This is a genomic window from Pseudomonas farsensis (assembly GCF_014268805.2).
GTDB lineage: Bacteria > Pseudomonadota > Gammaproteobacteria > Pseudomonadales > Pseudomonadaceae > Aquipseudomonas > Aquipseudomonas farsensis.
In genome coordinates, this window is the sequence record NZ_JABWRF020000005.1 from 190,868 (window position 1) to 214,067 (window position 23,200).

23 protein-coding genes are annotated in these 23,200 nt (G+C 63.4%); 11 read left to right on the plus strand and 12 right to left on the minus strand.

Going from position 1 to position 23,200, the window contains the following annotated elements; all coding sequences use genetic code 11:
- The first annotated feature begins 62 nt into the window (after nt 1–62).
- The 5 genes from HU719_RS23110 (at nt 63) to HU719_RS23130 (ending at nt 5,329) form a co-directional block, all read left to right on the plus strand.
- Nucleotides 63–977, plus strand: coding sequence for an ABC transporter permease subunit (locus HU719_RS23110; protein WP_186523452.1), 915 nt, complete (start codon nt 63–65; stop codon nt 975–977).
- 26 nt (nt 978–1,003) lie between these two features.
- Nucleotides 1,004–2,281, plus strand: coding sequence for a high-affinity branched-chain amino acid ABC transporter permease LivM (livM, locus tag HU719_RS23115; protein WP_186537445.1), 1,278 nt, complete (start codon nt 1,004–1,006; stop codon nt 2,279–2,281).
- Nucleotides 2,278–3,153, plus strand: a complete 876-nt coding sequence (locus tag HU719_RS23120) for an ABC transporter ATP-binding protein (protein ID WP_186537444.1) — start codon at nt 2,278–2,280, stop codon at nt 3,151–3,153. Before livM ends, HU719_RS23120 begins: the two co-directional genes overlap by 4 nt.
- Complete coding sequence (locus tag HU719_RS23125; RefSeq protein WP_186523449.1) at nt 3,150–3,866, plus strand: ABC transporter ATP-binding protein; 717 nt, start codon at nt 3,150–3,152, stop codon at nt 3,864–3,866. Before HU719_RS23120 ends, HU719_RS23125 begins: the two co-directional genes overlap by 4 nt.
- Nucleotides 3,867–4,561: 695 nt before the next feature.
- Nucleotides 4,562–5,329, plus strand: coding sequence for an SDR family oxidoreductase (locus tag HU719_RS23130; protein ID WP_186523447.1), 768 nt, complete (start codon nt 4,562–4,564; stop codon nt 5,327–5,329).
- A 393-nt stretch (nt 5,330–5,722) separates the two neighbouring features.
- Here HU719_RS23130 and HU719_RS23135 read toward each other — a convergent pair whose 3' ends face one another.
- The 3 genes from HU719_RS23135 to HU719_RS23145 form a co-directional block, all read right to left on the minus strand.
- Nucleotides 5,723–6,814 (minus strand): AGE family epimerase/isomerase, encoded by a 1,092-nt coding sequence (locus tag HU719_RS23135; protein ID WP_186537476.1) that lies wholly within the window; start codon nt 6,812–6,814, stop codon nt 5,723–5,725.
- Nucleotides 6,815–6,862: 48 nt separating this feature from the next.
- Nucleotides 6,863–7,492 (minus strand): HTH-type transcriptional repressor FabR, encoded by a 630-nt coding sequence (gene fabR, locus HU719_RS23140; RefSeq protein WP_186523551.1) that lies wholly within the window; start codon nt 7,490–7,492, stop codon nt 6,863–6,865.
- Nucleotides 7,493–7,614: 122 nt separating this feature from the next.
- Nucleotides 7,615–8,025 (minus strand): phage infection protein, encoded by a 411-nt coding sequence (locus HU719_RS23145; RefSeq protein ID WP_186523549.1) that lies wholly within the window; start codon nt 8,023–8,025, stop codon nt 7,615–7,617.
- 336 nt (nt 8,026–8,361) lie between these two features.
- Between HU719_RS23145 and HU719_RS23150 the strand changes: the two genes are divergently transcribed.
- Complete coding sequence (locus HU719_RS23150; protein ID WP_186537477.1) at nt 8,362–10,428, plus strand: AsmA family protein; 2,067 nt, start codon at nt 8,362–8,364, stop codon at nt 10,426–10,428.
- Nucleotides 10,429–10,625: 197 nt separating this feature from the next.
- On the opposite strand, the gene HU719_RS23155 is transcribed toward HU719_RS23150, so the two are convergent.
- Both HU719_RS23155 and osmE read right to left on the minus strand, forming a co-directional pair.
- Nucleotides 10,626–11,153: a ferritin-like domain-containing protein gene (locus HU719_RS23155; RefSeq protein WP_225917405.1), complete on the minus strand. Its 528-nt coding sequence runs from the start codon at nt 11,151–11,153 to the stop codon at nt 10,626–10,628.
- Nucleotides 11,154–11,201: 48 nt separating this feature from the next.
- Nucleotides 11,202–11,543 (minus strand): osmotically-inducible lipoprotein OsmE, encoded by a 342-nt coding sequence (osmE, locus tag HU719_RS23160; RefSeq protein WP_186520506.1) that lies wholly within the window; start codon nt 11,541–11,543, stop codon nt 11,202–11,204.
- A gap of 124 nt (nt 11,544–11,667) precedes the next feature.
- On the opposite strand from osmE, the gene HU719_RS23165 reads away from it, so the two are divergent.
- From HU719_RS23165 to HU719_RS23175, 3 genes are all read left to right on the plus strand, one after another.
- Nucleotides 11,668–12,558 carry an esterase/lipase family protein gene (locus tag HU719_RS23165; RefSeq protein ID WP_186536237.1) on the plus strand — a complete coding sequence of 297 codons (891 nt, stop codon included), beginning with the start codon at nt 11,668–11,670 and terminating at the stop codon, nt 12,556–12,558.
- A gap of 76 nt (nt 12,559–12,634) precedes the next feature.
- Nucleotides 12,635–12,919, plus strand: coding sequence for a PsiF family protein (locus HU719_RS23170; RefSeq protein ID WP_186520508.1), 285 nt, complete (start codon nt 12,635–12,637; stop codon nt 12,917–12,919).
- A 58-nt stretch (nt 12,920–12,977) separates the two neighbouring features.
- The gene (locus tag HU719_RS23175; protein ID WP_186520509.1) at nt 12,978–13,985 is read left to right on the plus strand and encodes an AI-2E family transporter; all 1,008 of its coding nucleotides are present in this window, start codon (nt 12,978–12,980) and stop codon (nt 13,983–13,985) included.
- Nucleotides 13,986–14,022: 37 nt separating this feature from the next.
- Here the strand turns inward: HU719_RS23175 and HU719_RS23180 are convergent, their stop codons facing one another.
- A complete protein-coding gene (locus HU719_RS23180) occupies nt 14,023–15,291 on the minus strand; it encodes an Hsp70 family protein (protein ID WP_186520510.1) in 1,269 nt (422 codons plus the stop codon).
- A gap of 163 nt (nt 15,292–15,454) precedes the next feature.
- Between HU719_RS23180 and cbpA the strand changes: the two genes are divergently transcribed.
- Both cbpA and HU719_RS23190 read left to right on the plus strand, forming a co-directional pair.
- Entirely contained in the window at nt 15,455–16,414 is a 960-nt protein-coding gene (gene cbpA / locus HU719_RS23185; protein ID WP_186536239.1) for a curved DNA-binding protein, read from the plus strand.
- A gap of 2 nt (nt 16,415–16,416) precedes the next feature.
- Complete coding sequence (locus HU719_RS23190) at nt 16,417–16,722, plus strand: chaperone modulator CbpM (protein WP_186520512.1); 306 nt, start codon at nt 16,417–16,419, stop codon at nt 16,720–16,722.
- 172 nt (nt 16,723–16,894) lie between these two features.
- Here the strand turns inward: HU719_RS23190 and HU719_RS23195 are convergent, their stop codons facing one another.
- From HU719_RS23195 to urtA, 6 genes are all read right to left on the minus strand, one after another.
- A complete protein-coding gene (locus tag HU719_RS23195; RefSeq protein WP_186520513.1) occupies nt 16,895–17,410 on the minus strand; it encodes a GNAT family N-acetyltransferase in 516 nt (171 codons plus the stop codon).
- 31 nt (nt 17,411–17,441) lie between these two features.
- Nucleotides 17,442–18,140, minus strand: a complete 699-nt coding sequence (gene urtE / locus HU719_RS23200) for an urea ABC transporter ATP-binding subunit UrtE (RefSeq protein WP_186520514.1) — start codon at nt 18,138–18,140, stop codon at nt 17,442–17,444.
- A 104-nt stretch (nt 18,141–18,244) separates the two neighbouring features.
- Nucleotides 18,245–19,102 carry an urea ABC transporter ATP-binding protein UrtD gene (gene urtD / locus HU719_RS23205; RefSeq protein ID WP_186520515.1) on the minus strand — a complete coding sequence of 286 codons (858 nt, stop codon included), beginning with the start codon at nt 19,100–19,102 and terminating at the stop codon, nt 18,245–18,247.
- Nucleotides 19,099–20,178: an urea ABC transporter permease subunit UrtC gene (urtC, locus tag HU719_RS23210; protein WP_186536240.1), complete on the minus strand. Its 1,080-nt coding sequence runs from the start codon at nt 20,176–20,178 to the stop codon at nt 19,099–19,101. The genes urtD and urtC overlap by 4 nt, the downstream gene beginning before the upstream one ends.
- Entirely contained in the window at nt 20,178–21,668 is a 1,491-nt protein-coding gene (urtB, locus tag HU719_RS23215) for an urea ABC transporter permease subunit UrtB (protein ID WP_186536241.1), read from the minus strand. The genes urtC and urtB overlap by 1 nt, the downstream gene beginning before the upstream one ends.
- 152 nt (nt 21,669–21,820) lie before the next feature.
- A complete protein-coding gene (urtA, locus tag HU719_RS23220) occupies nt 21,821–23,086 on the minus strand; it encodes an urea ABC transporter substrate-binding protein (protein ID WP_186536242.1) in 1,266 nt (421 codons plus the stop codon).
- Nucleotides 23,087–23,200: the final 114 nt, after the last annotated feature.

A 23,200-nucleotide genomic window follows, 5' to 3' on the forward strand; every position in this document is an offset into this window, starting at 1 on the left:
CCTTTGCACGCCAGGCCGCCGTGGCCGGCGCTGGTGCAGTCTCAATCAGGTGAGATTGCGTTATGGATGGTATTTTCCTGCAGCAACTGGTCAATGGCCTGACCCTCGGGTCGGTCTATGGCCTGATCGCCATCGGCTACACAATGGTCTATGGCATCATCGGCATGATCAACTTCGCGCACGGCGAGGTTTACATGATTTCCGCGTACCTGGCGGCAATCAGCCTGGCATTGCTGGCCTATTTCGGCGTTGAATCCTTCCCCTTGCTGATGCTCGGCACGCTGTTGTTTACCGTCGTAGTCACCGGTGTCTACGGCTTCACCATCGAGCGCATCGCCTACAAGCCGCTGCGCAACTCTACCCGGCTGGCACCGCTGATCAGTGCCATCGGCATTTCGCTGATCCTGCAGAACTACGCACAGATCAGCCAGGGCGCGCGCCAGCAGGGTGTGCCTACGCTGCTTGAAGGCGCCATGCGCGTCGAGGTCGGCAGCGGCTTCGTGCAACTGACCTACACCAAGATCTTCATTCTGATAGCGGCATTCGCCGGCATGGCGCTGCTCACCTACGTCATCAAGTACACCAAGCTCGGGCGCATGTGCCGGGCCACGCAGCAGGATCGCAAGATGGCCTCGATCCTGGGCATCAATACCGACCGGGTGATCTCCTACGTATTCGTCATCGGCGCGGTGATGGCCGCACTGGCCGGCGTGCTGATCACCATGAACTACGGCACCTTCGATTTCTACGCAGGCTTCATCATCGGCATCAAGGCGTTCACCGCCGCAGTGCTGGGCGGCATCGGCTCGCTGCCTGGGGCGATGCTTGGCGGGATCATCCTGGGGATTTCCGAGTCGCTGTTCGCCGGCACGATCAACTCCGACTACAAGGACGTGTTCAGCTTCTCGCTGCTGGTGATCATCCTTATTTTCCGCCCACAAGGCCTGCTCGGCCGCCCACTCGTGGCCAAGGTGTGATCATGTCTGTTGCCAATACTGCCCAAATGACACAAAACAAAGGGATCGACCTCAAGCGCAGCCTGGTAGAAACAGTCATCGCCGGGCTGCTGGCGTTGATCGTGTTCGGCCCGGTGGTCGGTGTGGTCCTCGACGGCTACAGCTTCAATGCACAGCCCATGCGCGTGGCCTGGCTGGTCGGCGCGGTGATGGTGGGGCGCTTCGTGCTCAGCCTGTTCCTGCAAAGCTCGGTCGGCCAACGTCTGCAGTCGGGCTTCGATAACGGCGGCTCGGGTGTGCATGTGCTGGCGCCGGACTACAAGACCCGGCTGCGCTATATCATCCCGACGCTGATCGTGATCGCCATCGTGTTCCCCATCTTTGCCAACAAGTACCTGTTGACCGTAGTGATCCTCGGCCTGATCTATGTGCTATTGGGGCTGGGGCTGAACATCGTGGTGGGCCTGGCCGGGTTGCTCGACCTGGGCTACGTGGCGTTCTATGCCATTGGCGCCTATGGCCTGGCGCTGGGTTATCAGTACCTGGGCCTGGGCTTCTGGAGTGTGCTGCCGCTGGCGGCCATTGCCGCCGCGCTGGCGGGGTGCATATTGGGCTTCCCGGTGTTGCGCATGCACGGTGACTACCTGGCCATCGTGACCCTGGGCTTTGGCGAAATCATTCGCCTGGTGCTGAACAACTGGTTGTCGTTCACTGGCGGCCCCAACGGCATGCCGGCGCCGTCGCCGACCTTCTTTGGCCTTGAGTTCGGCCGCCGGGCCAAGGACGGCGGGGTGCCGATCCATGAGTTCTTCGGCTTCGATTACAACCCCAACCTCAAGTTCGTGTTCATCTATGCGGTGCTGTTCATGGTGGTGCTGGCGGTGCTGTACATCAAGCACCGGCTGACCCGCATGCCGGTCGGGCGCGCCTGGGAAGCGCTGCGCGAGGATGAAATCGCCTGCCGCTCGATGGGCCTGAACCACGTGCTGGTCAAACTTTCGGCATTCACCTTGGGCGCCTCTACGGCAGGGCTTGCAGGGGTGTTCTTCGCCACCTATCAGGGCTTCGTCAACCCCTCGTCGTTCACCTTCTTCGAATCGGCGCTGATTCTGGCCATCGTCGTGCTCGGCGGCATGGGCTCGACCGTGGGCGTGGTGATTGCAGCGTTCGTGCTGACCGTGGCGCCGGAGCTGCTGCGCAGCTTCTCCGAATACCGCGTGCTGCTGTTTGGCGTGTTGATGGTGTTGATGATGATCTGGCGACCGCGCGGGTTGATCCGCATCAGCCGTACCGGTGTGGTCCCGCGTAAAGGAGTGGCGCCATGAGCGACGATATCATTCTGTCGGTCGACAACCTGATGATGCAGTTCGGTGGCATCAAGGCGCTGAGCGATGTCAGCCTGCAAGTGCGGCGCAACCAGATCTTCGCCCTGATCGGCCCCAACGGCGCCGGCAAGACCACGGTTTTCAACTGCCTGACCGGCTTCTACAAGGCCAGCGGCGGGCGCATCGAGCTGAACCTGCGCGGTAGCCGCACCAACGTCATCCAACTGCTCGGCGAGCGCTTCCAGGCCGCCGACTTCGTGTCGCCGGCACGCTTTGCCAGCCGGGTGTACTACAAGATGTTCGGCGGCACCCACCTGGTCAACCGCGCGGGGCTGGCGCGGACCTTCCAGAACATTCGCTTGTTCAAGGAAATGTCGGTGGTGGAAAACCTGCTGGTGGCCCAGCACATGTGGGTCAACCGCAACCTGCTGGCCGGGGTGCTCAACACCAAAGGCTATCGCAAGGCCGAAAGCGATGCGCTGGACCATGCGTTCTACTGGCTGGAAGTCGTCGACCTGGTGGACTGCGCCAACCGCCTGGCGGGCGAGCTGTCGTACGGCCAGCAGCGGCGCCTGGAGATTGCCCGGGCCATGTGCACGCGGCCGAAGATCATCTGCCTGGATGAGCCAGCGGCTGGCCTCAACCCGCAGGAAACCGAGGCGCTCAGCCGCATGATCCGCGTGCTGCGCGACGAGCACGACATTACCGTGGTGCTGATCGAGCACGACATGGGTATGGTCATGAGCATTTCCGACCATATCGTCGTGCTTGACCATGGCAACGTGATCGCCGAGGGCGCGCCGCAGGAAATCCGCAACAACCCGACGGTGATCGCCGCCTACCTGGGTGCCGACGAAGAGGAACTGGTATGACAGCGCCCATTCTCCAATTGCAGGACCTGGATGTGTTCTACGGGCCGATCCAGGCGCTGAAAAAGGTTTCGATGCATATCAACGAGGGCGAGACGGTGAGCCTGATCGGCGCCAACGGCGCGGGCAAGTCGACGCTGTTGATGTCGATCTTCGGCCAGCCGCGCGCAGCGTCCGGGCAGATTCTCTACCGCGGCACCGACATTACCCGCAAGTCATCGCACTACATCGCCTCCAACGGTATTGCGCAGTCGCCGGAAGGCCGCCGGGTGTTCCCGGACATGACGGTTGAGGAAAACCTGATGATGGGCACCATCCCCATCGGCGACAAACACGCCGATGAGGACATGCAGCGCATGTACGAGCTGTTTCCACGGCTCAAGGAGCGGCGCAACCAGCGGGCGATGACCATGTCGGGTGGCGAGCAGCAGATGCTCGCCATCGCCCGCGCCCTGATGAGCCGGCCCAAGCTGTTGCTGCTCGACGAGCCCTCGCTGGGGCTGGCACCGATTGTGGTCAAGCAGATCTTCGCCACCCTGCGCGAGCTGGCCAAGACCGGCATGACCATTTTCCTCGTGGAACAGAACGCCAACCATGCGCTGAAGCTCTCGGACCGCGCGTATGTGATGGTCAACGGGCAGATCCGCATGACCGGCACCGGCCAGGAACTGCTGGTCAACGAAGAAGTGCGCAACGCCTACCTGGGCGGGCACTGATGTTCTGATCGCGGGGCAAGCCCGCTCGCCACAAGGAGATATGTCTGGCGGGAACAGGGTTGTACAAAACCATAGAATCTCCCACGGACATCTAGATAATCTGTGGGAGCGGGCTTGCCCCGCGATGCTTTTTATGCTGCCAGGCACATGTGGACAACTTGTCGCACATCTTTCTGGAAGCACTCCATAACCCCCTCGCAAGCCGTTGTTTCCACAGGCAGAAACTTTCCACGGAATATGTGGAACCGCCTGTGGAAAACATGGTGGCATGTTGCTCTAGGCCTTGTTCGGCGGGGCCTGTAGGGTTGTGGTTATTATTTGATCAATTCCCCTTTGTGGATTACTTCGTGAAGCTTTTCAACGTCACGACGAGGCTTCCACAGCTTGAATTTTCTGTGGATAACTCTGTGCAAAACCTTTGGACACAACCGCCTAGGCGGCATGCCTGAAAGCCTTGCGCCATCACTGAGGTGATGTGCAGTGCTCCACGCGCAGTCGAGCGCTCCCAAGTTGCCCCCAATCCGTGGGGAAAGCCTTGTGGATAACATGCGCATAGCCTGATCCAGCCCCTCTGCCACAAGGGTTTCATGGGTATGGTCATTTATTGATCAATCGCTGAAACGGTTGTCGGAAAAGCCTGCGCCGGGCATGCTGCGAGGCCGGCCGACGATTATCCACTGCGAGGAGAGCAAAGCATGACGTCCACCGTTTTCATCACGGGTGCAACTTCCGGTTTCGGTGAGGCCACGGCCCGCCGTTTCGCTGATGCGGGCTGGAAGCTGGTCCTCACCGGGCGCCGCAAGGAGCGCCTGGATGCACTGTGCGCGGAGCTGTCGGCCAAGACCGAAGTCCACGGCCTGGTGGTCGATGTGCGTGATCGCAAGGCCATGGAAGCGGCCATCGCCAGCCTGCCGCCTGCGTTCGACAAACTGCAGGGGCTGGTCAACAACGCAGGCCTGGCCCTGGGTGTTGATGCCGCGCAGAACTGCAGCCTGGACGACTGGGAAACCATGGTCGACACCAACATCAAAGGCCTGATGTACACCACCCGCCTGCTGCTGCCACGGCTGATTGCCCACGGCCGCGGTGCGTCGATTCTCAACGTAGGCTCGGTGGCTGGCAATTACCCCTACCCAGGCAGCAACGTGTATGGCGGCACCAAGGCGTTTGTCGGCCAGTTCTCGCTGAGCCTGCGCTGTGACTTGCGCGGCACTGGGGTACGGGTCAGCAATATCGAGCCGGGCCTTTGCGAGAGCGAGTTCTCGCTGGTGCGCTTCGGCGGTGACCAGGCCAAGTACGACGCCACCTACGCGGGCGCCGAGCCGATCCAGCCACAGGACATTGCCGACACCATCTTCTGGGTCCTCAACCAGCCGGCCCACATCAACATCAACAGCCTTGAGCTGATGCCGGTGAGCCAGGACTGGGCAGGGTTCTCCATCGACCGGTCGGCCAAGGGTTAAGGCATACGCCTGTCGGCTCGCGCGTAGGTTATGTGCAGCCCTGCACCGGCCTCATCGCAGGCTGGCGCCAGCCACGGAGGTGGTGCCCAACCGCAACATTGCTGGCTGGCCCCAATCCTGTGGGAAACGATAGTTAGTTGTGGCGAGCGGGCTTGTCCCGGGTTGGGCTGCGCAGCAGCCCTGAAAACCCAAGGGGCAAGCCCGCTCGCCACAAGGAGATATATCTGGCGGTAACAGGCTTGTACAAAACCATAGAATCTCCCACAAGGATCAGCGCCAGGCCTCGATATTGGGGCTGTGCGCGGTCTTTGTGGGAGCTGGCGCCAGCCTGCGATGAGGTCGTGACAGGCCTGCACATAACTCGGCGTGCGAGCTTGCTCCGCGACGGCAGCGTTAGTTCGCCAGCCGCTGCAAGCCTTCCAGGCAAGTCGCCAGATGGTAGGGCGTGGTTGAGGGCATATCGTGGCGGCTCACTACACCGGCGCCGTCGCGGCACTCGTGCCAGCCACCGTCATGCAGAAACCGCGCAAGCAGGGCATCCAGTTGCGCGCGCAGCTTGGCCTCGCTGCCTGGCCGCAGCGCCAGCGCCCGCAGGTACTCGGCCTGTGCCCAGATGCGCTGGGTGGCGTCGAGCACGCGCCCGTCCACACTGAGCATCGACAGCACCGCCGAACCCTTTACCCCAGTCAGCTCCGCGTAGGCGAACGCGCGGTCGATAGCGCTGTGCAACGGTGTGCCGCGCAACAGTGGCGAAGTGTCGAGCAGGTAGAACCACTCGAACTGATGGCCCGGCTCGAACCAGTTATCCACAGCGCCGCGGGGTTTTTCCAGCATCAGGCCGTGTTCGGGCTCGATGAAGTGCGTTTGCAGTGCATCGCACAATTGCAGCAGGGCCTGCTGAACGGCCGGGTCTTCGCGCACGGCCAATACCTGCAGGAAGGCTTCGGCCAGGTGCATCTGCGGGTTTTGCAGCGGGCCACTGGCCAGGTCCGACCAGTCTTCAGCGAGGCTGGCCTCGAACAGGCCGTCATCGCGGGCGAACTGGTCGTTGACGATGCTCAGCGCGGCGTTGAGCGCGGATTCGACCAGCCCTTCGCGCACTTTGCCCCAGTAATGCGCGCAGGCAAATACGATAAAGGCGTGGGTGTAGAGGTCCTTGCGCCGGTCCAGCGGCTTGCCGTCGGCGTCGATGCTGTAGAACCAGCCGCCATGCTCGGCATCATGGAAGTGCCGTTGCAGCGAGCGAAACAGCGCCGCTGCGCGCTCGGCGGCCCCCGGCTGGCCGATGCGGCTGCTGAACAGGTACAACTGCCGGGCGCAGGCCATGGCGCGGTAGCGTTGTACCGGCATGGGCTGATGCTGGGCGTCGAGTGCTTCGTAGGGCAGTGCCATGTCGGCGTTCCACCCCGGGCCTTGCCACAGCGGCACGATACCTTCGGCGAAATGCTGGTTGAAGCGGGTCAGGGCGGGGCAAGGGGCGGACATGGCGGCGCTCGTGGACGGTCGGGCAGGGCGCCATGTTAGCAGAACCGCTTAGCTCGGACTGCCCAGCCCTTGCCAGTGCCGCGCACCGACAAAAATGAAGCGCAACTGCTGGGTGATCTTTTCCTGGGCGCTCATGGCCTGGGGGCTGGCCGGCGCGTCGTCGATCAGTTCCGGCAGGGTGGCGAACACGGTCTTGACCACCAGGTCGGCCATCACTGCCAACGCGGCGCCGTCCAGGTGTTGCCAGCGCGGCATGCGCGCAAGGTCGGTGGCGAGGTCGTCGCTGATGTGCTCGCGCAGGCGCGCGATGGCCTGGCGCACCGCCTGCGAGCCGCCGTACTGCTCACGGGCCAGGAACAGGAAGCGGGCGCGGTGGGCGTTGACCACATCGAGGAAAATCCGCACCGAAGCGTCGGTGATGCCACCGAGCTCGAATTCGTTGTGCCGGACCAGGCGGATGGTCTGGCGGAAAGTGTTATCGACCTCATCGACCAGCGCCAGGCCGAGGGCGTCCATGTCAGGGAAATGGCGATAGAAACCGGTGGGCACGATGCCGGCAGCCTTGGCGACTTCGCGCAAGCTGATGCTGCCGAACCCCCGGCCACTCTCCATGAGCTGGCAGGCAGCATCCAGCAGGGCCTGGCGGGTTTGCAGCTTCTGTTCGGCGCGCGGCAGCATGGGGCAACGTCTTGTGAGGTTGAAGCTGGCCATTCTGGATAAAAAAACAAAGCCCGGTCAATGGACCGGGCTTGGAGGGTAACAGGCGCAGGGCGGTGGATTGTTGTTTTCGGCCATGCTGATCAGCTCACGCGGCTAAGTTCGACCAGACGGTCCGAGCCACCTTCTGCTACGCGGTCGTTACGCTCGATCAGACGGTCCGAACCACCTTCGGCTACGCGGTCGTTGCGCTCGATCAGACGGTCCGAGCCACCTTCGGCTACACGGTCGTTACGCTCGATCAGACGGTCCGAGCCACCTTCGGCTACGCGGTCATTGCGCTCGATCAGACGATCCGAGCCACCTTCGGCTACACGGTCGTTACGTTCGATCAGACGGTCCGAGCCACCTTCAGCCAGGGTTTTCAGGGGCTGGGCTACGCTGGCAGCGCTGGAGCGCGCTTCTGCAGAAAGGTGCTGGTCGGTGGCTGGCAATGCGAAAGCGTTGGCGGCCAGTACGGAAAGGGTCAGGCTAAGCAGCAGATTGCGTTTCATGATGGGTTGCTCCTCTGGGGGCTGGAAAGTGGGTACGGAGCCAATGCTACGCTGCGTACCGCCACAGAGAAGTTCATCTGGATAATGGTAACAATCGACACCGTTGATACTCGGCGGCGAGGCCTCTGGGCCAATGTTTTCAGGGGTGGGAAGGGCGGTTTGGCACTGCGCGTGAAGGGGGCTGGGCGGTGCTCGTGCAGGCGAAAGCTGGGCAACACATCAGGAAAAACTTAGGCTTTGTGGCGTTTGGATTAAACCCGACGGCTTTTAACCAGTCCGACTTTATAAGTGCCACCGCTAAGCTGCCTCGTGCCCTGCAGTCAGGAGAATCACGCAATGACGCGCCCTGTCAGAATCCTCATCTGGACCTTCGCCACCCTCGTCACCTTGCTGGCGATTCTTATCGTGGTGATCGCCACCTTCGACTGGAACCGCGTCAAGCCGTTGCTCAATGAAAAGGTGTCCGCCGCCCTGCATCGGCCCTTCGCCATCAACGGCAACCTTGCGGTGCACTGGCGTACCGAACCTGAAGAGGGCGGCTGGCGCGCGTTCGTGCCGTGGCCGCATTTCACGGCAGAGGACCTGGTGCTGGGCAACCCCGACTGGCTCAAGCAGCCGCGCATGGTCGGCCTTGAGCGCGTGGAGTTTCGCCTGGCGCCGTTGCCGCTGATCGTCCAGCGCATCAGCATCCCGCGCATCGACCTGGTCAAGCCCACCGCCAGCCTGACTCGCCTGGCCGATGGCCGGGCCAACTGGACCTTTGATTTCGGCCCAAAGGACGAGAATGCAGAGCCGTCGAAGTGGGTGCTGGACATCGGCGCCATCGGCTTTGACCAAGGCAATATCAGTTTCGACGACCAGACGCTGAAAACCAACATGAAGGTGCAGGTCGACCCACTGGGCAAGCCGATCCCGTTCAGCGATATCGTCGGCAAGACCCGCGCCGAGAAGAGTGGCGGGGCGCAGGACTATGCCTTTGGCCTCAAGGCCCAGGGCCGCTACAAGGACCAGGCGGTGTCGGCCACCGGCAAGATCGGCGGGCTGCTGGCCCTGCAGGACGCCCGCCAGCCGTTCCCGCTGCAAGCCGATGCGCGTATCGGCGATACCCAGGTGGCGCTGGCCGGCACCCTGACCGACCCGCGCAACCTCGGCGCCCTGGACCTGCGCCTGAAGCTTTCCGGCAGCAGCCTGGGCAACCTTTACCCGCTGACCGGCGTCACCTTGCCCGACACCCCGCCGTATTCCACCGACGGTCACCTGAGCGCCAACCTGCACGCCGAGCAAGGCGCGCAGTTCCGCTACCAGGGTTTCAACGGCAAGATTGGCGACAGCGACATTCATGGTGATTTGTCATTCGTGGCCAGCAAACCACGGCCGAAGTTGTCCGGTGAGCTGGTGTCCAACCAGTTGCTGTTCAAGGATCTGGCGCCGCTGATCGGTGCCGACTCCAATACTGAACAAAAAGCCCGGGGTGGGGCCAGCAAGCAGCCGACAGGCAAGGTGCTGCCGGTCGAGGAATTCCGTACCGAGCGCTGGCGCGCGATGGATGCCGATGTGCGTTTTGCTGGCAAACGCATCGTGCACAGTGCGCAACTGCCGTTCAACGACCTGTCGGCCCACGTGATTCTGGAAGACGGCCTGCTGCGCCTGGAGCCACTGCGCTTCGGCGTGGCGGGCGGCAACCTGGCCTCCAGAATCCGCCTGGATGGCCGCGCAACGCCCATGCAGGGCCGTGCGCGCTTGAGCGCCCGCGGCTTCAAGCTCAAGGAGCTGTTCCCCACTTTCGCACCGATGCAGACCAGTTTCGGCCAGCTCAATGGCGATGCCGACATCAGTGGCCGTGGCAACTCGGTGGCGGCGCTGCTGGGTTCCTCCAACGGCGACCTGCGCCTGCTGATCAACGATGGCGCCATCAGCCGCAGCCTCATGGAGATCGCCGGGCTTAACGTTGGCAACTACGTGATTGGCAAGCTGTTCGGTGATGAAGACGTGAAGATCAACTGCGCGGCCGCCGATGTGGGGATCAAGGACGGTTTGGCGACTACGCGCTTGTTCCTGTTCGATACCGAGAACGCGATCATCTACATCAACGGTACGGCTAATTTTGCCAGCGAGCAGTTGGACCTGAAGGTGACCCCGGAGTCGAAGGGCGTGCGGTTGTTCTCGCTGCGCTCGCCACTGTATGTGCGCGGCCCGTTCGCCAAGCCCAATGCCGGTGTGCAGGCGGTGCCGTTGGCGCTGCGCGGCGCGGGCATGGTGGCGCTGGGCGTGGTGGCCGGGCCTGCTGCTGGCTTGCTGGCGCTGATTGCCCCGAGCAGCGGGGATGCGCCGAACCAGTGCACGCCGTTGCTGCAGCAAATGAAAGCCGGCAAGGCGCCGGCTGCGGTGAAGGGTAAGAAATAAGAGCTACAGGAAGGTCCAGCCGGCTGATAAGCCTGCGGCGCATTTCGAATTTGACACTGTCCCTGTAGGAGCGGCCTTGTGTCGCGAAAGGGCTGCACAGCAGCCCCAGTATCTCGGTCTCACGCAAAAGTGCCGGGGCTGCTGCGCAGCCCTTTCGCGACACAAGGCCGCTCCTACAGAGTGACCGCCTTCACCCGTTAAAGCCCCTGCAGCAAATCGGACATGTCGTCCGCGTGCTCTTCTTCCTGGGCCAGGATGTCTTCGAAAATACGTCGGGTAGTCGGGTCGGTATCGCCAATGAACTGAATGATCTCGCGATAGCTGTCGATGGCGATCCGTTCAGCCACCAGGTCCTCGAGCACCATCTCTTTCAGCGTATTACCCGCCACGTACTGGGCGTGGGAGTTGCGCGTCAGGTTATCGGGGTTGAAGTCCGGCTCGCCGCCGAGCTGCACAATGCGCTCAGCCAGCTTGTCGGCATGCTCGGCTTCCTGGTTGGCGTGCTCCAGGAACTCATCCGCCGCCGCGCTGGCCTTGATGCCACTGGCCATGAAGTAATGGCGCTTGTAGCGCAATACGCACACCAGCTCGGTGGCCAGCGACTCATTCAGCAGGCGCAGGATCGTCTCGCGGTCAGCGTTGTAACCCTCGGTCACCGCGCCTTGCTCGACATGCTGGCGCGCGCGTTCGCGCAGGGTTTTTACATCAGTCAGTTCAACGCTCATGTTCATCTCCGAAAACATCAGGGTGGTCATGGGTAGGTTGCGTACCGCTTACGCGCCTTTAGCAGCGTCGCGGTCTTCTTCTCGTTGCTTGCACGTCTTGAAACCCTTGGCATCGACATGCCCGGTAGCATCGAAACGCACGTAATAAGGCTGCTGGTGGCCATCGCGGTTAAGGATGTAGTCATTGCAGGTGCCGCCGTGTGGCAGGTCGATCACGTTCGACGGGCTGCCGCCGATGGCGATTACCTTTTGCATGGTCATGCCATGCTCCACTTGCTTGACCAGCGGCTCGTCGCGATAGGTGACATAGTCCACCGGGTTTTCCGGGCGGCTGCCGCAGGCGGCGAGGGTGGCGCTTGCCAGAAGGATGGCCAGAGTCTGCTTGTACATGGTCCCGCTCCTTGCTCAAGGGTCTGTTTTGCTTGGAACCGCACGGCGCGGCAGGAGTTCGATTGCGCAGCCAACAAGCGCAGCGGTAGTGTTGGCCGGTCGTCCACGCATGAGGGCTGGGGCAATGGGCAAGGAATTGGCCACGCGGTACCCGTTGGTGCTGGTGCCAGGCATGCTGGGTTTCGTGCGCCTGGTGCTGTACCCGTACTGGTTCGGCATCGTCCCGGCGTTGCGCCGTGGCGGCGCGCAGGTGTTTGCCGTGCAGGTATCGCCGCTGCACTCCAGCGAAGTGCGGGGCGAGCAGTTGCTGGCCATCATCGAAGACATCTGCCAGCGCAGCGGCGCGCCCAAGGTCAACCTGATCGGCCACAGCCAAGGTGCGCTCAGCGCCCGCTACGCCGCTGCCAAACGCCCCGACCGGGTCGCCTCGGTGACCTCGGTAGCCGGGCCCAACCATGGCTCGGAGCTTGCCGACCACATCGAGCGCACTGCGCCCGGCGGCTCTGCCAGGGGCCGCCTGCTCAAGGCCATTCTGCATGGCCTGGCCGTGCTGATGGGCTGGCTCGAAACCGGCTGGCGCCGCGAACGGCTGCCGATTGACGTGCATGCCTCGCACCAGTCGCTGACCTGCGCCGGGGTGGCCCTGTTCAACCAGGCTTATCCACAGGGCCTGCCCGAGGTGTGGGGCGGGGAGGGGCCGGCCGAGGTCAACGGGGTGCGCTACTACTCATGGTCCGGCACCTTGCAGCCGGGGCTGACTGACCGTGGCCGCAACCGTTTCGATGGCAGCAACCGCTTCTGCCGCCTGTTCGCCCGCACCTTCGTGCGCGAAAAGGGCCAGTGCGACGGCATGGTCGGGCGCTTCAGCTCGCACCTGGGCCAGGTGATCGGCGATGACTACCCGCTGGACCATATGGACATCGTCAACCAGTCGCTTGGCGCGGTGGGCAAGGGGGCTGCGCCGGTAAGGTTGTTTACCGAGCATGCCGCCCGGCTCAAGGCCGATGGCCGGTGACGGCGAAGTGCCACAAATGTTGGCTACACTCAGCACGACGAGCGCGCAGCCGGCGCGCCCCTCTGGAGCTCACGCCATGAAGATGCTGCACGTGCCATTGCTGGTGTTGGGCCTGTTGATCGCCGGGCAGGGTTTTGCCGCCACCGCGCAACAGGAAAAGATGAAAACCTGTAACGCCGACGCCACCAGCCAAGCGCTCAAGGGCGATGCGCGCAAGGCGTTCATGAGCACTTGCCTGAAGAAGCAGGCGCCGCAGACCCAGCAGGAAAAAATGAAAACCTGTAATGCCGACGCCACCACCCAGGCGCTCAAGGGCGATGCACGCAAGACGTTCATGAGCGACTGCCTGAAGAAGAAGTGACCCGCGCCGTGAAGGCTGGCAGACTGCGGTTCTTTCCGCTGTCTGCCGTCGAGGCTGTATGACCTTCACCCCCCGCCAGATTTCCTTTGCCAGTCTGATCATCGTCATGGGCGGGCTGCTGCTGGCCCTGCCGATGAAACTGCTGCCGAGCCTGCTGGCCGGCCTGTTGGTGTTCGAGCTGGTCAACATGCTCACCCCACGCCTGCAACCCTTGATTGCCGGGCAGCGCGCGCGCTGGCTGGCGGTGGCGTTGCTCGGCACTCTGGTGGTCAGCACCCTGACCTTGCTGATTGCCGGCGCATTCAGCTTCCTGCTGCATGAAGCGGAGAACCCCGGCGCCTCGCTGGACAAGTTCATGGTGCTGGTGGAGCGTGCACGCAGCCAGTTGCCGCCGTTTATCGAAGGCTACCTGCCGGCCAGCGCTGCCGAGTTCAAAGTGGCCATTGGCGACTGGATCAAAAGCCACCTCAGCGACCTGCAACTGGTCGGCAAGGGTATGGCGCACATGTTCGTGACCTTGCTGATCGGCATGATCCTCGGGGCGATCATCGCCTTGCAGCGCATCCCTGATATTTCCCGGCGCAAGCCCCTGGCGGCGGCGCTGTTCGAGCGCCTGAACCTGCTGGTGCAGGCGTTTCGCAATATTGTCTTCGCGCAGATCAAGATCTCGCTGCTCAATACCGCGTTTACCGGCATTTTCCTCGCGGTGGTGCTGCCGCTGTTCGGTGTGCACCTGCCGCTGACCAAGACGCTGATCGTGCTGACCTTCCTGCTCGGCCTGCTGCCGGTGATCGGCAACTTGATGTCGAACACGCTGATCACCATCGTCGGCCTGTCGTTGTCGATCTGGGTGGCGGCGGCGGCGCTGGGGTACCTGATCGTTATCCACAAGGTCGAGTATTTCCTCAACGCGCGGATTGTTGGCGGGCAGATCAGGGCCAAGTCGTGGGAATTGCTGCTGGCGATGCTGGTGTGCGAGGCCGCGTTCGGCCTGCCGGGCGTGGTAGCCGGGCCGATTTATTACGCCTACCTGAAGAGCGAGTTGCGGCGCATGGAATTGGTCTGATAAACCGCCGGGGGCTGCGCCGCAGCCCCCACACCCGTCAGGCGCCGTAGCGCTTGCGTGCCTCGATTGCCAGCCCGCTGCCGATGCTGCCGAAAATATTGCCTTCGACATGCCGCGCATTGGGCAGCATCGCCGCCACGCTGTTGCGCAGCGCCGGGATACCGCTTGAACCCCCGGTGAAGAACACCGTATCAACCTGCCCGACACTCACCCCAGCCTTGGCCAGCAGCTCGCTGACACTGCCGCGCACCCGCTCCAGCAAGCCATCGATGGCGTCCTCGAACACGGCGCGGGTCAGCTCGGCGGCAAGCCCAGGCTCGACACGGCCCAGGTCGATGCGGCGGCTGTCGCGGTCGGTCAGCTCGATCTTGCTGGCCTCGATTTCCATGGCCAGCCAGTGCCCGGCCCGTTGCTCGATCAGCTTGAACAGGCGCTCGATACCGAGCGTGTCCTCGATGTCGTAACGCATGTTGCCCAATGCCAGCTGGGTCTTCTGCCCATACAGGGCGTTGATGGTGTGCCAGGTGGCCAGGTTCAGGTGGTAGCTGGTCGGCATCAGCGCACCGCTTTTCATGCGGCTGCCGTAGCCGAACAGCGGCATCACGCCTTGCAGGCTCAGTTGCTTGTCGAAGTCGGTACCGCCGATATGCACACCGCCGGTGGCAAGGATGTCGTCCTGGCGCTCGTCCAGCGAATGGCGCTCCGGCGACAGGCGGATCAGGGTAAAGTCCGAGGTACCGCCGCCGATATCGACAATCAGTACCAGCTCTTCACGGCTGATGCCCGACTCGTAGTCGAACGCAGCGGCAATGGGTTCGTACTGGAACGACACGTCCTTGAAGCCGATCTTGCGCGCCACGTCAGCCAGTGTATCTTCGGCCTCCTGGTCAGCCGCCGGGTCTTCGTCGACGAAGAACACCGGGCGCCCCAGCACCACTTGCTCGAAGCTACGCCCGGCGCTGGCCTCGGCGCGCTTTTTCAGCTCGCCGATGAACATGCCGAGCAAGTCCTTGAACGGCAGGGCGCTGCCCAGCACGCTGGTGTCGTGCTTGATCAGCTTGGAGCCCAGCAGGCTCTTGAGCGAGCGCATCAGGCGGCCTTCGTAGCCTTCCAGGTACTCGTGCAGGGCCAGACGACCGTACACCGGGCGGCGTTCTTCGAGGTTGAAGAACACCACCGACGGCAGGGTGATCTTGCCGTCTTCCAGGGCGATCAGCGACTCAGCCCCAGGGCGGTGCCAGCCGACCGTGGAGTTGGAGGTGCCGAAGTCGATGCCAAGGGCACGGGCCGGGGATACGTCAGACATGAGCGAAAGCTTCCGGAGGCAAAACGGCCGCGCAGTTTATGCGAGTTTGCGGCTAAAGCAAGACCGGTCGTCTGTCGTGGCGCAAGGCCAGACGCCCCTTGAAAGGCTATGCTTGACCCCAATCTTCAGTGGCAACACGCACTTTTTTATCGGTGATCCATAAATGGACTTCAAAGACTATTACAAGATACTCGGCGTAGACCCGGGCGCGGACGACAAGGCGATCAAAGCCGCGTACCGCAAGCTGGCGCGCAAGTATCACCCCGACGTCAGCAAGGAGCGTGACGCCGAGGACAAGTTCAAGGAGGCCAACGAGGCCTACGAGGTGCTTGGCGACAAGGACAAGCGCGCCGAGTACGACGAAATCCGCAAGTACGGTGGCCAGCATGGCCGGCCGTTCCAGGCACCGCCTGGCTGGCAGGGCCGTGGCGGCAATGCCGGCGGCGGTTTTGAAGGCGGTGACTTCTCCGACTTCTTCAGCTCCATCTTTGGTGCCCGCGGCGGTTCGAACCCGTTCGGTGGTGCCCGCCAACAACGTAGCGCCGGCAGGCGGGGGCAGGACGTGGAACTGGAACTGGCGGTTTTCCTCGAGGAAACGCTCAACAAGGAATCCAAGCAGATCAGCTTCCAGGTGCCGCAAACCAATGCCGCCGGGCAGCGCACCGGGTTCACCACCAAGACGCTGAACGTGAAGATCCCGGCCGGGGTAACCGATGGCGAGCGTATTCGTCTCAAGGGCCAGGGTGCTCCGGGTGTCGGCGGCGGGGAGAACGGCGACCTGTTCCTGACCATTCGCATGGCGCCGCATCCGCAGTTCGATGTCGAGGGCCACGACCTGATCATTACCGTGCCGCTGGCGCCGTGGGAAGCCGCGCTTGGCACCAAGGTGGCGGTGCCGACGCTGACCGGCAAGATCAACCTGACCATTCGCCCCGACAGCCAGAGCGGCCAGCGCCTGCGGGTCAAGGGCATGGGGCTGTTGAACAAACAGGGCGAGCGCGGTGACCTGTACGCGCAGCTGAAAGTGGTGATGCCGGCGCAGTCCGATGCGGCCACTCGCGAGTTGTGGACCAAGCTTTCCGAGAAAGCTGCTTTCGACCCGAGGACACACTGGAGCAAATAATCATGAGCAGTACCTTGATCGTTCAACTGGACATGCGAACCCTCTGCCAGGAAGCCGACCTCACGGCCGACTGCGTGATCGAAATCGTCGAACACGGCATCGTTGAACCATCGGGGCGAACGCCCGAGGAGTGGGTGTTCGACGACCACGCGCCGGTAACGCTCAAGCGGGCGGTCAAGCTGCATCAGGAACTGCAACTGGAGTGGGAAGGGGTAGCGCTGGCGCTGGAGCTGCTCGAAGAAGTGCAGCACCTGCGCAGCGAGAACAGCATGCTCAGGCAGCGGCTGGGGCGGTTTACCCAGCTGTAGACGCGCGGTACTGAGGCATTGGGCGTCACGCGATCAGTGTAGGAGCGGCCTTGTGCCGCGAAGGGGTGCGAAGCACCCCCGGCAATCTTGCGTGAGGCGTATATCCTGAGGCTGCTTCGCAGCCTTTCGCGGCACAAGGCCGCTCCTACACAAAGGCGATGCGCGTCGGTGGTCAGGTCGGGTCAGCTTCTGGGCTGAGCACCAGTTGCATGAACGTCAGGTCCAGCCAGCGGCCAAACTTCACCCCCACCTGCGGCATCTGCCCGGTCACCACGAACCCCAGCCGTTCGTGCAGCCGCACCGATGCCCCATTGCCGCTTTCAATGGCGGCAACCATCACATGCTTGCCGCACGCCCGCGCACGCTCCACCAACGCCGCCAGCAACACTGGCCCCAGGCCTTTGCCGCGCTGGTCAGCACGCACATACACTGAATGCTCGACCGTCAGGCGGAACCCCTCGAACGGCCGCCAGTCGCCAAACGAGGCGTAGCCGAGCACGCCGCTGGCATCCACCGCCACCAGAATCGGGTAGCCCTGCGCAGCGCGGGCATCGAACCAGGCCTGGCGATTGGCCAGGTCCACCGGGGTTTCGTTCCAGATTGCCGTGGTGTTGCGCACGGCATCGTTGTAGATATCGAGGATGCCCGGCACGTCGGCAGGCTGGGCGTCGCGGATCTGATAAGTCATGGCAGCGTCTCGCAATAGCAGTGGCGGCAGATTAAATGGTTACCAGCCCGCGCACACCTTCGGCCTGCATGTTTTCGCCACGCCCACGCTGGACGATTTCGCCACGGGCCATGACCAGGTACTGGTCGGCCAGCGCTTCGGCGAAGTCGTAGAACTGCTCGACCAGCAGAATCGCCATGTCGCCACGGTCGGCGAGCTTGCGGATCACCGCGCCGATTTCCTTGATGACCGAGGGCTGAATGCCTTCGGTGGGCTCGTCCAGGATCAGCAGGCGTGGGCGGCTGGCCAAGGCCCGGCCAATCGCCAGTTGCTGTTGCTGCCCGCCCGACAGGTCGCCGCCGCGGCGCTGCTTCATTTGTTCGAGCACCGGGAACAGCTCGTAGATGAACGCCGGGACCGCGCGAGCCTCGCGCGCAGAAAAGCGCGACAGGCCCATCAGCAGGTTTTCTTCTACCGTGAGGCGCGCAAAGATCTCGCGCCCCTGGGGCACATAGGCGATGCCTGCGTGCACCCGTTGCTGGGGCTTGAGCGTGGTGATCGGCTTGCCTTCCCAATGCACCTGGCCTTCGCGGGTGGGCAGCAGGCCCATCAGGCAGCGCAACAGGGTGGTCTTGCCAACGCCGTTGCGGCCCAGCAGGCAGGTGACTTCGCCGACCTTGGCTTCAAAGGACAGGCCACGCAGGATGTGGCTGCCGCCGTAGTATTGGTGCAGGGTGTCGATCTTGAGCATGTGCGTAGTCCTGAAAAAGTTGCTGTGCCTGTGCCGGCCTCATCGCGGGGAAAGCCCGCTCCCACAATGCCCATGAAGAGGCCGGCACAGGTTTGCTTGGCTGGCTAGCGGCCCAGATACACCTCGACCACCCGCTCGTCCGCCTGTACCTGGGCCAGCGAGCCTTCGGCCAGCACGCTGCCCTGGTGCAGCACCGTCACATGGTCGGCAATGCTGCCGACGAAGCCCATGTCGTGCTCCACCACCATCAGCGAATGCTTGCCGGCCAGCGAGCGGAACAGCTCGGCGGTGAACTCGGTCTCGGCATCGGTCATGCCCGCCACCGGCTCGTCGAGCAGCAGCAATTGCGGCTCTTGCACCAGCAGCATGCCAATCTCCAGAAATTGCTTCTGGCCGTGCGACAACAGCCCCGCCTGGCGCTGCGCCAAAGGCTGCAGGCGCAAGGTCGTCAGCACCTCATCGATGCGCTGGCGCTGCGCGTCACCCAGCCGCGCCACCAGGCTGGCCCACACCGACTTGTCGGCCTTGAGCGCCAGCTCCAGGTTTTCGAACACGCTGAGCGCCTCGAACACCGTGGGCTTCTGGAACTTGCGCCCGATGCCGGCCTGGGCGATCTGGTACTCGCTCATGCGGGTCAGGTCCAGGGTGTCGCCAAAGTAGGCCGTGCCGCTGTCGGGGCGGGTCTTGCCGGTGATCACGTCCATCATCGTGGTCTTGCCGGCCCCGTTGGGGCCAATGATGCAGCGCAGTTCCCCCACGCCGATGTACAGGTGCAGGGCGTTGAGCGCCTTGAAGCCGTCAAAGCTGACGCTGATGTCCTCAAGGCTCAGCACCGTGCCGTGCCGGGTGTCGAGCCCTGCCTTGCGCGGCTGGCCGAGGCCGATGGCGTCGCGCCCGCTGCCGAGCTGGTCGAACACCGGCTCCAGCATGAATTCGGGGTGCACCGGGGGGATGCCTCTCATGGCTGGCTCCTTTTCTTCACAAGCCCGACCACGCCCTTGGGCAGGTACAGGGTGACGATGATGAACAGCGCACCGAGGAAGAACAGCCAGTACTCCGGGAACGCCACGGTGAACCAGCTCTTCATGCCGTTGACCAGCCCCGCGCCGAGCAGCGGCCCGAGCAGCGTGCCGCGCCCACCCAGCGCCACCCAGACGGCCGCCTCGATGGAGTTGGTCGGCGACATCTCGCCGGGGTTGATGATGCCCACCTGCGGCACATACAGCGCGCCTGCCAGGCCGCACAGTACGGCGCTGAGCACCCACACCAGCAGCTTGAAACCACGCGGGTCATAGCCGCAGAACATCAGGCGGTTCTCGGCATCGCGCACGGCGGTGAGCAGCCGGCCAACCTTGCTGCGGGTCAGCCGCCAGCACAGGTACAGGCTGCCCAGCAACAGCAGCACGGTCAGCAGGAACAGCACCGCGCGGGTGCCGGGCGCCGCCACGTCATGGCCGAGGATGGTGCGAAAACTGGTGAACCCGTTGTTGCCGCCAAAGCCGGTCTCGTTGCGAAAGAACAGCAGCATGGCAGCGAAGGTCAGCGCCTGGGTCATGATCGAGAAGTACACGCCTTTGATCCGCGAGCGGAAGGCGAACCAGCCAAACACCAGGGCCAGCAGCCCTGGCGCCAGCACCACCAGGCACAGCGCCCAGGCAAAGTGCTGGGTGCCGGCCCAGTACCAGGGCAGCTCGTTCCACGAAAGAAACGTCATGAACGCCGGCAGGCCATCCCCTGCGGCCTGGCGCATCAGGTACATGCCCATGGCGTAGCCGCCCAGGGCAAAGAACAACCCGTGCCCCAGCGACAGCAGCCCGGCATAGCCCCAGACCAGGTCCAGGGCCAGGGCGACGATGGCGTAGCAGAGGACCTTGCCGACCAGGGTCAAGGTATAGGCCGAAACCTGCAGTGCGTGGCCTTCGGGCAGCATTGACAGCAGCGGCAGGGCCAGCAACACCAAGGTAACGGCGGCGCCGAGGGCCAGCGTCAAACGCGGCCCGGCCTTTTGCGAGGCGGTGACGATCAGTGGCTGGTTCATCAGTCGATTACCCGTCCCTTGAGGGCGAACAGGCCTTGCGGGCGCTTCTGGATGAACAGAATGATCAGCGCAAGGATGAGGATCTTGCCGAGCACCGCGCCAATTTGCGGTTCCAGCAGTTTGTTGGCGATGCCCAGCCCGAACGCTGCCCAGAGGGTGCCGGCCAGTTGCCCGACGCCGCCGAGCACCACCACCAGGAACGAGTCGATGATGTAGCTCTGGCCAAGGTCCGGGCCGACGTTGCCGACCTGGCTCAGGGCCACGCCGCCCAGCCCGGCGATACCCGAACCCAGGCCAAAGGCGAGCATGTCGACGCGCCCGGTGGACACTCCGCAGCAGGCGGCCATGTTGCGGTTCTGGGTGACGGCGCGCACGTTCAGGCCCAGCCGGGTGCGGTTGAGCAGCAGCCAGGTGAGCAGCACTACGGCCAGGGCGAAGCCGATGATGACGATGCGGTTGTACGGCAGCACCAGGTTGGGCAGCAGTTGCACGCCACCCGACAGCCACGCCGGGTTGCTCACCTCGACGTTCTGCGCGCCGAACAGCAGGCGCACGGCCTGGATCAGGATCAGGCTGATGCCCCAGGTGGCCAACAGCGTTTCCAGCGGCCGGCCGTACAGGTGCCTGATCACGGTGCGCTCCAATGCCATGCCCACACCTGCGCTGACGGCAAAGGCCACCGGCAGCGCGATCAGCGGGTAGAACTCGATGGCGCCGGGCGCGTAGCGTTGCAGCAGTACCTGGACCATGTAGGTGCTGTAGGCGCCGAGCATGAGCATCTCGCCATGGGCCATGTTGATCACCCCGAGCAGGCCGAAGGTGATCGCCAGGCCCAGCGCTGCCAGCAACAGGATCGACCCCAGCGACAGCCCACTGAAGGCCTGGCCCAGCAGTTCGCCGATCAGTAGCTTGCGCTGCACCTGGGCCAGGCTGGTTTCAGCGGCTGTGCGCACGGCCGCGTCGGTTTCGCCATCCGGTTGCAGCAAGGCTTCCAGGCGGGTGCGGGCCAGCGGATCGCCGGTTTCGCCGAGCAAACGCACGGCGGCCAGGCGCACCGCAGGCTCGCTTGCGCCCAGTTGCAGGTTGGCCAGGGCCAGGGCGAGGGCTGCGTGCACGGCGGGGTCGGTCTCGGCGGCGAAGCGCTGGTCAAGGAAGGCCATTTGCGCGGGTTGTGCGCTTTTTTGCAGTTGGCTTGCAGCGGCCAGGCGGGTGTCGCTTTGCTCGCTGAGTAGTTGATGGCTGGCCAGGGCGTTGTCGATCAGGCCGCGCAGGCGGTTGTTCAGGCGCAACTTGCGCGTGTCACCTTCGCCAATGCGGCCCTGACGCAGGTTTTCCAGCAGCGCCAGGCGCCCGGCATCGGGTTGCGCAGCCCAGGTTTCGAGCAGGCGCGCCTGTTCGGCGGGCTTGGCGGTCAGGAAGAATTCGCCCTCGCTGGCTTGGCTTGCCAGGGGCAGCAGCAGCAGCAGGAGGGTCAGGAACAGTCTGAACATACGTCATCCCTTTTTAGGGCTTTTGGGGGCTGCTTTGCAGCCCATCGCAGGCTGTCGCCAGCTCCCACAGGTTTAGTGAATGCCTGGCAGCGCGCTGTCTCTGTGGGAGCTGGCGACAGCCTGCGATGGGCCGCAAAGCGGCCCCAATGCACTCAGTTGCCTTTCACCGCATAATCCGGCCGCTTGTCATTGCCCGGAATGAACGGGCTCCATGGCTGTGCCCGCAGCGGTTGCTCGGTTTCCCACACCACGCTGAACTGCCCGTCATCCTGAATCTCGCCGATCATCACCGGCTTGTGCAGGTGGTGATTGGTCTTGTCCATGGTCAGGGTGTAGCCGGACGGTGCCTTGAAAGTCTGCCCGGCAAGGGCCTCGCGGACCTTGTCCACCTCGGTGCTGCCGGCCTTCTGCGCAGCTTGCGCCCACATGTGGATACCCACGTAGGTGGCTTCCATCGGGTCGTTGGTCACTGCCTTGTCGGCGCCCGGCAGGCCCTTGGCCTTGGCGTAGGCCTTCCAGTCGGCGACGAACTTCTGGTTGACCGGGTTATCCACCGACTCGAAGTAGTTCCATGCGGCCAGGTGCCCAACCAACGGTTTGGTGTCGATGCCGCGCAGCTCTTCTTCACCCACCGAGAACGCCACCACCGGCACGTCGGTGGCCTTCAGGCCCTGGTTGGCCAGCTCTTTGTAGAACGGCACATTGGAGTCGCCGTTGACCGTGGAGATGACCGCCGTCTTGCCGCCGGCCGAGAACTTCTTGATGTTGGCGACGATGGTCTGGTAATCGGCATGGCCGAACGGGGTGTAGACCTCTTCGATGTCTTTGTCGGCCACGCCCTTGCTGTGCAGGAAGGCGCGCAGAATCTTGTTGGTGGTACGCGGGTAGACGTAGTCGGTGCCCAGCAGGAAGAACCGCTTGGCGCTGCCGCCGTCCTCGCTCATCACGTACTCGACCGCAGGAATCGCCTGCTGGTTGGGCGCAGCGCCTGTGTAGAAGACGTTGGGCGACATCTCTTCACCTTCGTACTGCACCGGGTAGAACAACAACCCGTTGAGTTCTTCGAACACCGGCAGCACCGACTTGCGCGACACCGAGGTCCAGCAGCCGAACACCACCGCGACCTTGTCCTGGGTCAGCAACTGCCGGCTCTTTTCAGCGAACAGCGGCCAGTTGGACGCCGGGTCCACCACCACCGCTTCCAGCATCTTGCCGTTGACCCCACCTTTGGCGTTGATCTCATCGATGGTCATCAGCGCCATGTCCTTGAGCGAGGTCTCGGAAATCGCCATGGTGCCGGACAGCGAATGCAGGATGCCGACCTTGATGGTCTCGGCGGCCTGGATGCTCCAGCTCAGGCCCATCGCGGCAATCGATGCGCTGAGGGTAAAGGCCTTGATCAGACTGCGACGCTTCATGTGCTCTCTCCGATGAGATCGTTGTTGATTTGGCAAATCGCAGAACGGCAGGTGCAAAGGCTGTGCCGAAGGCTGCAAGCGCTCTATCGCGGAGCATTCGCCGGGCACGAGCCA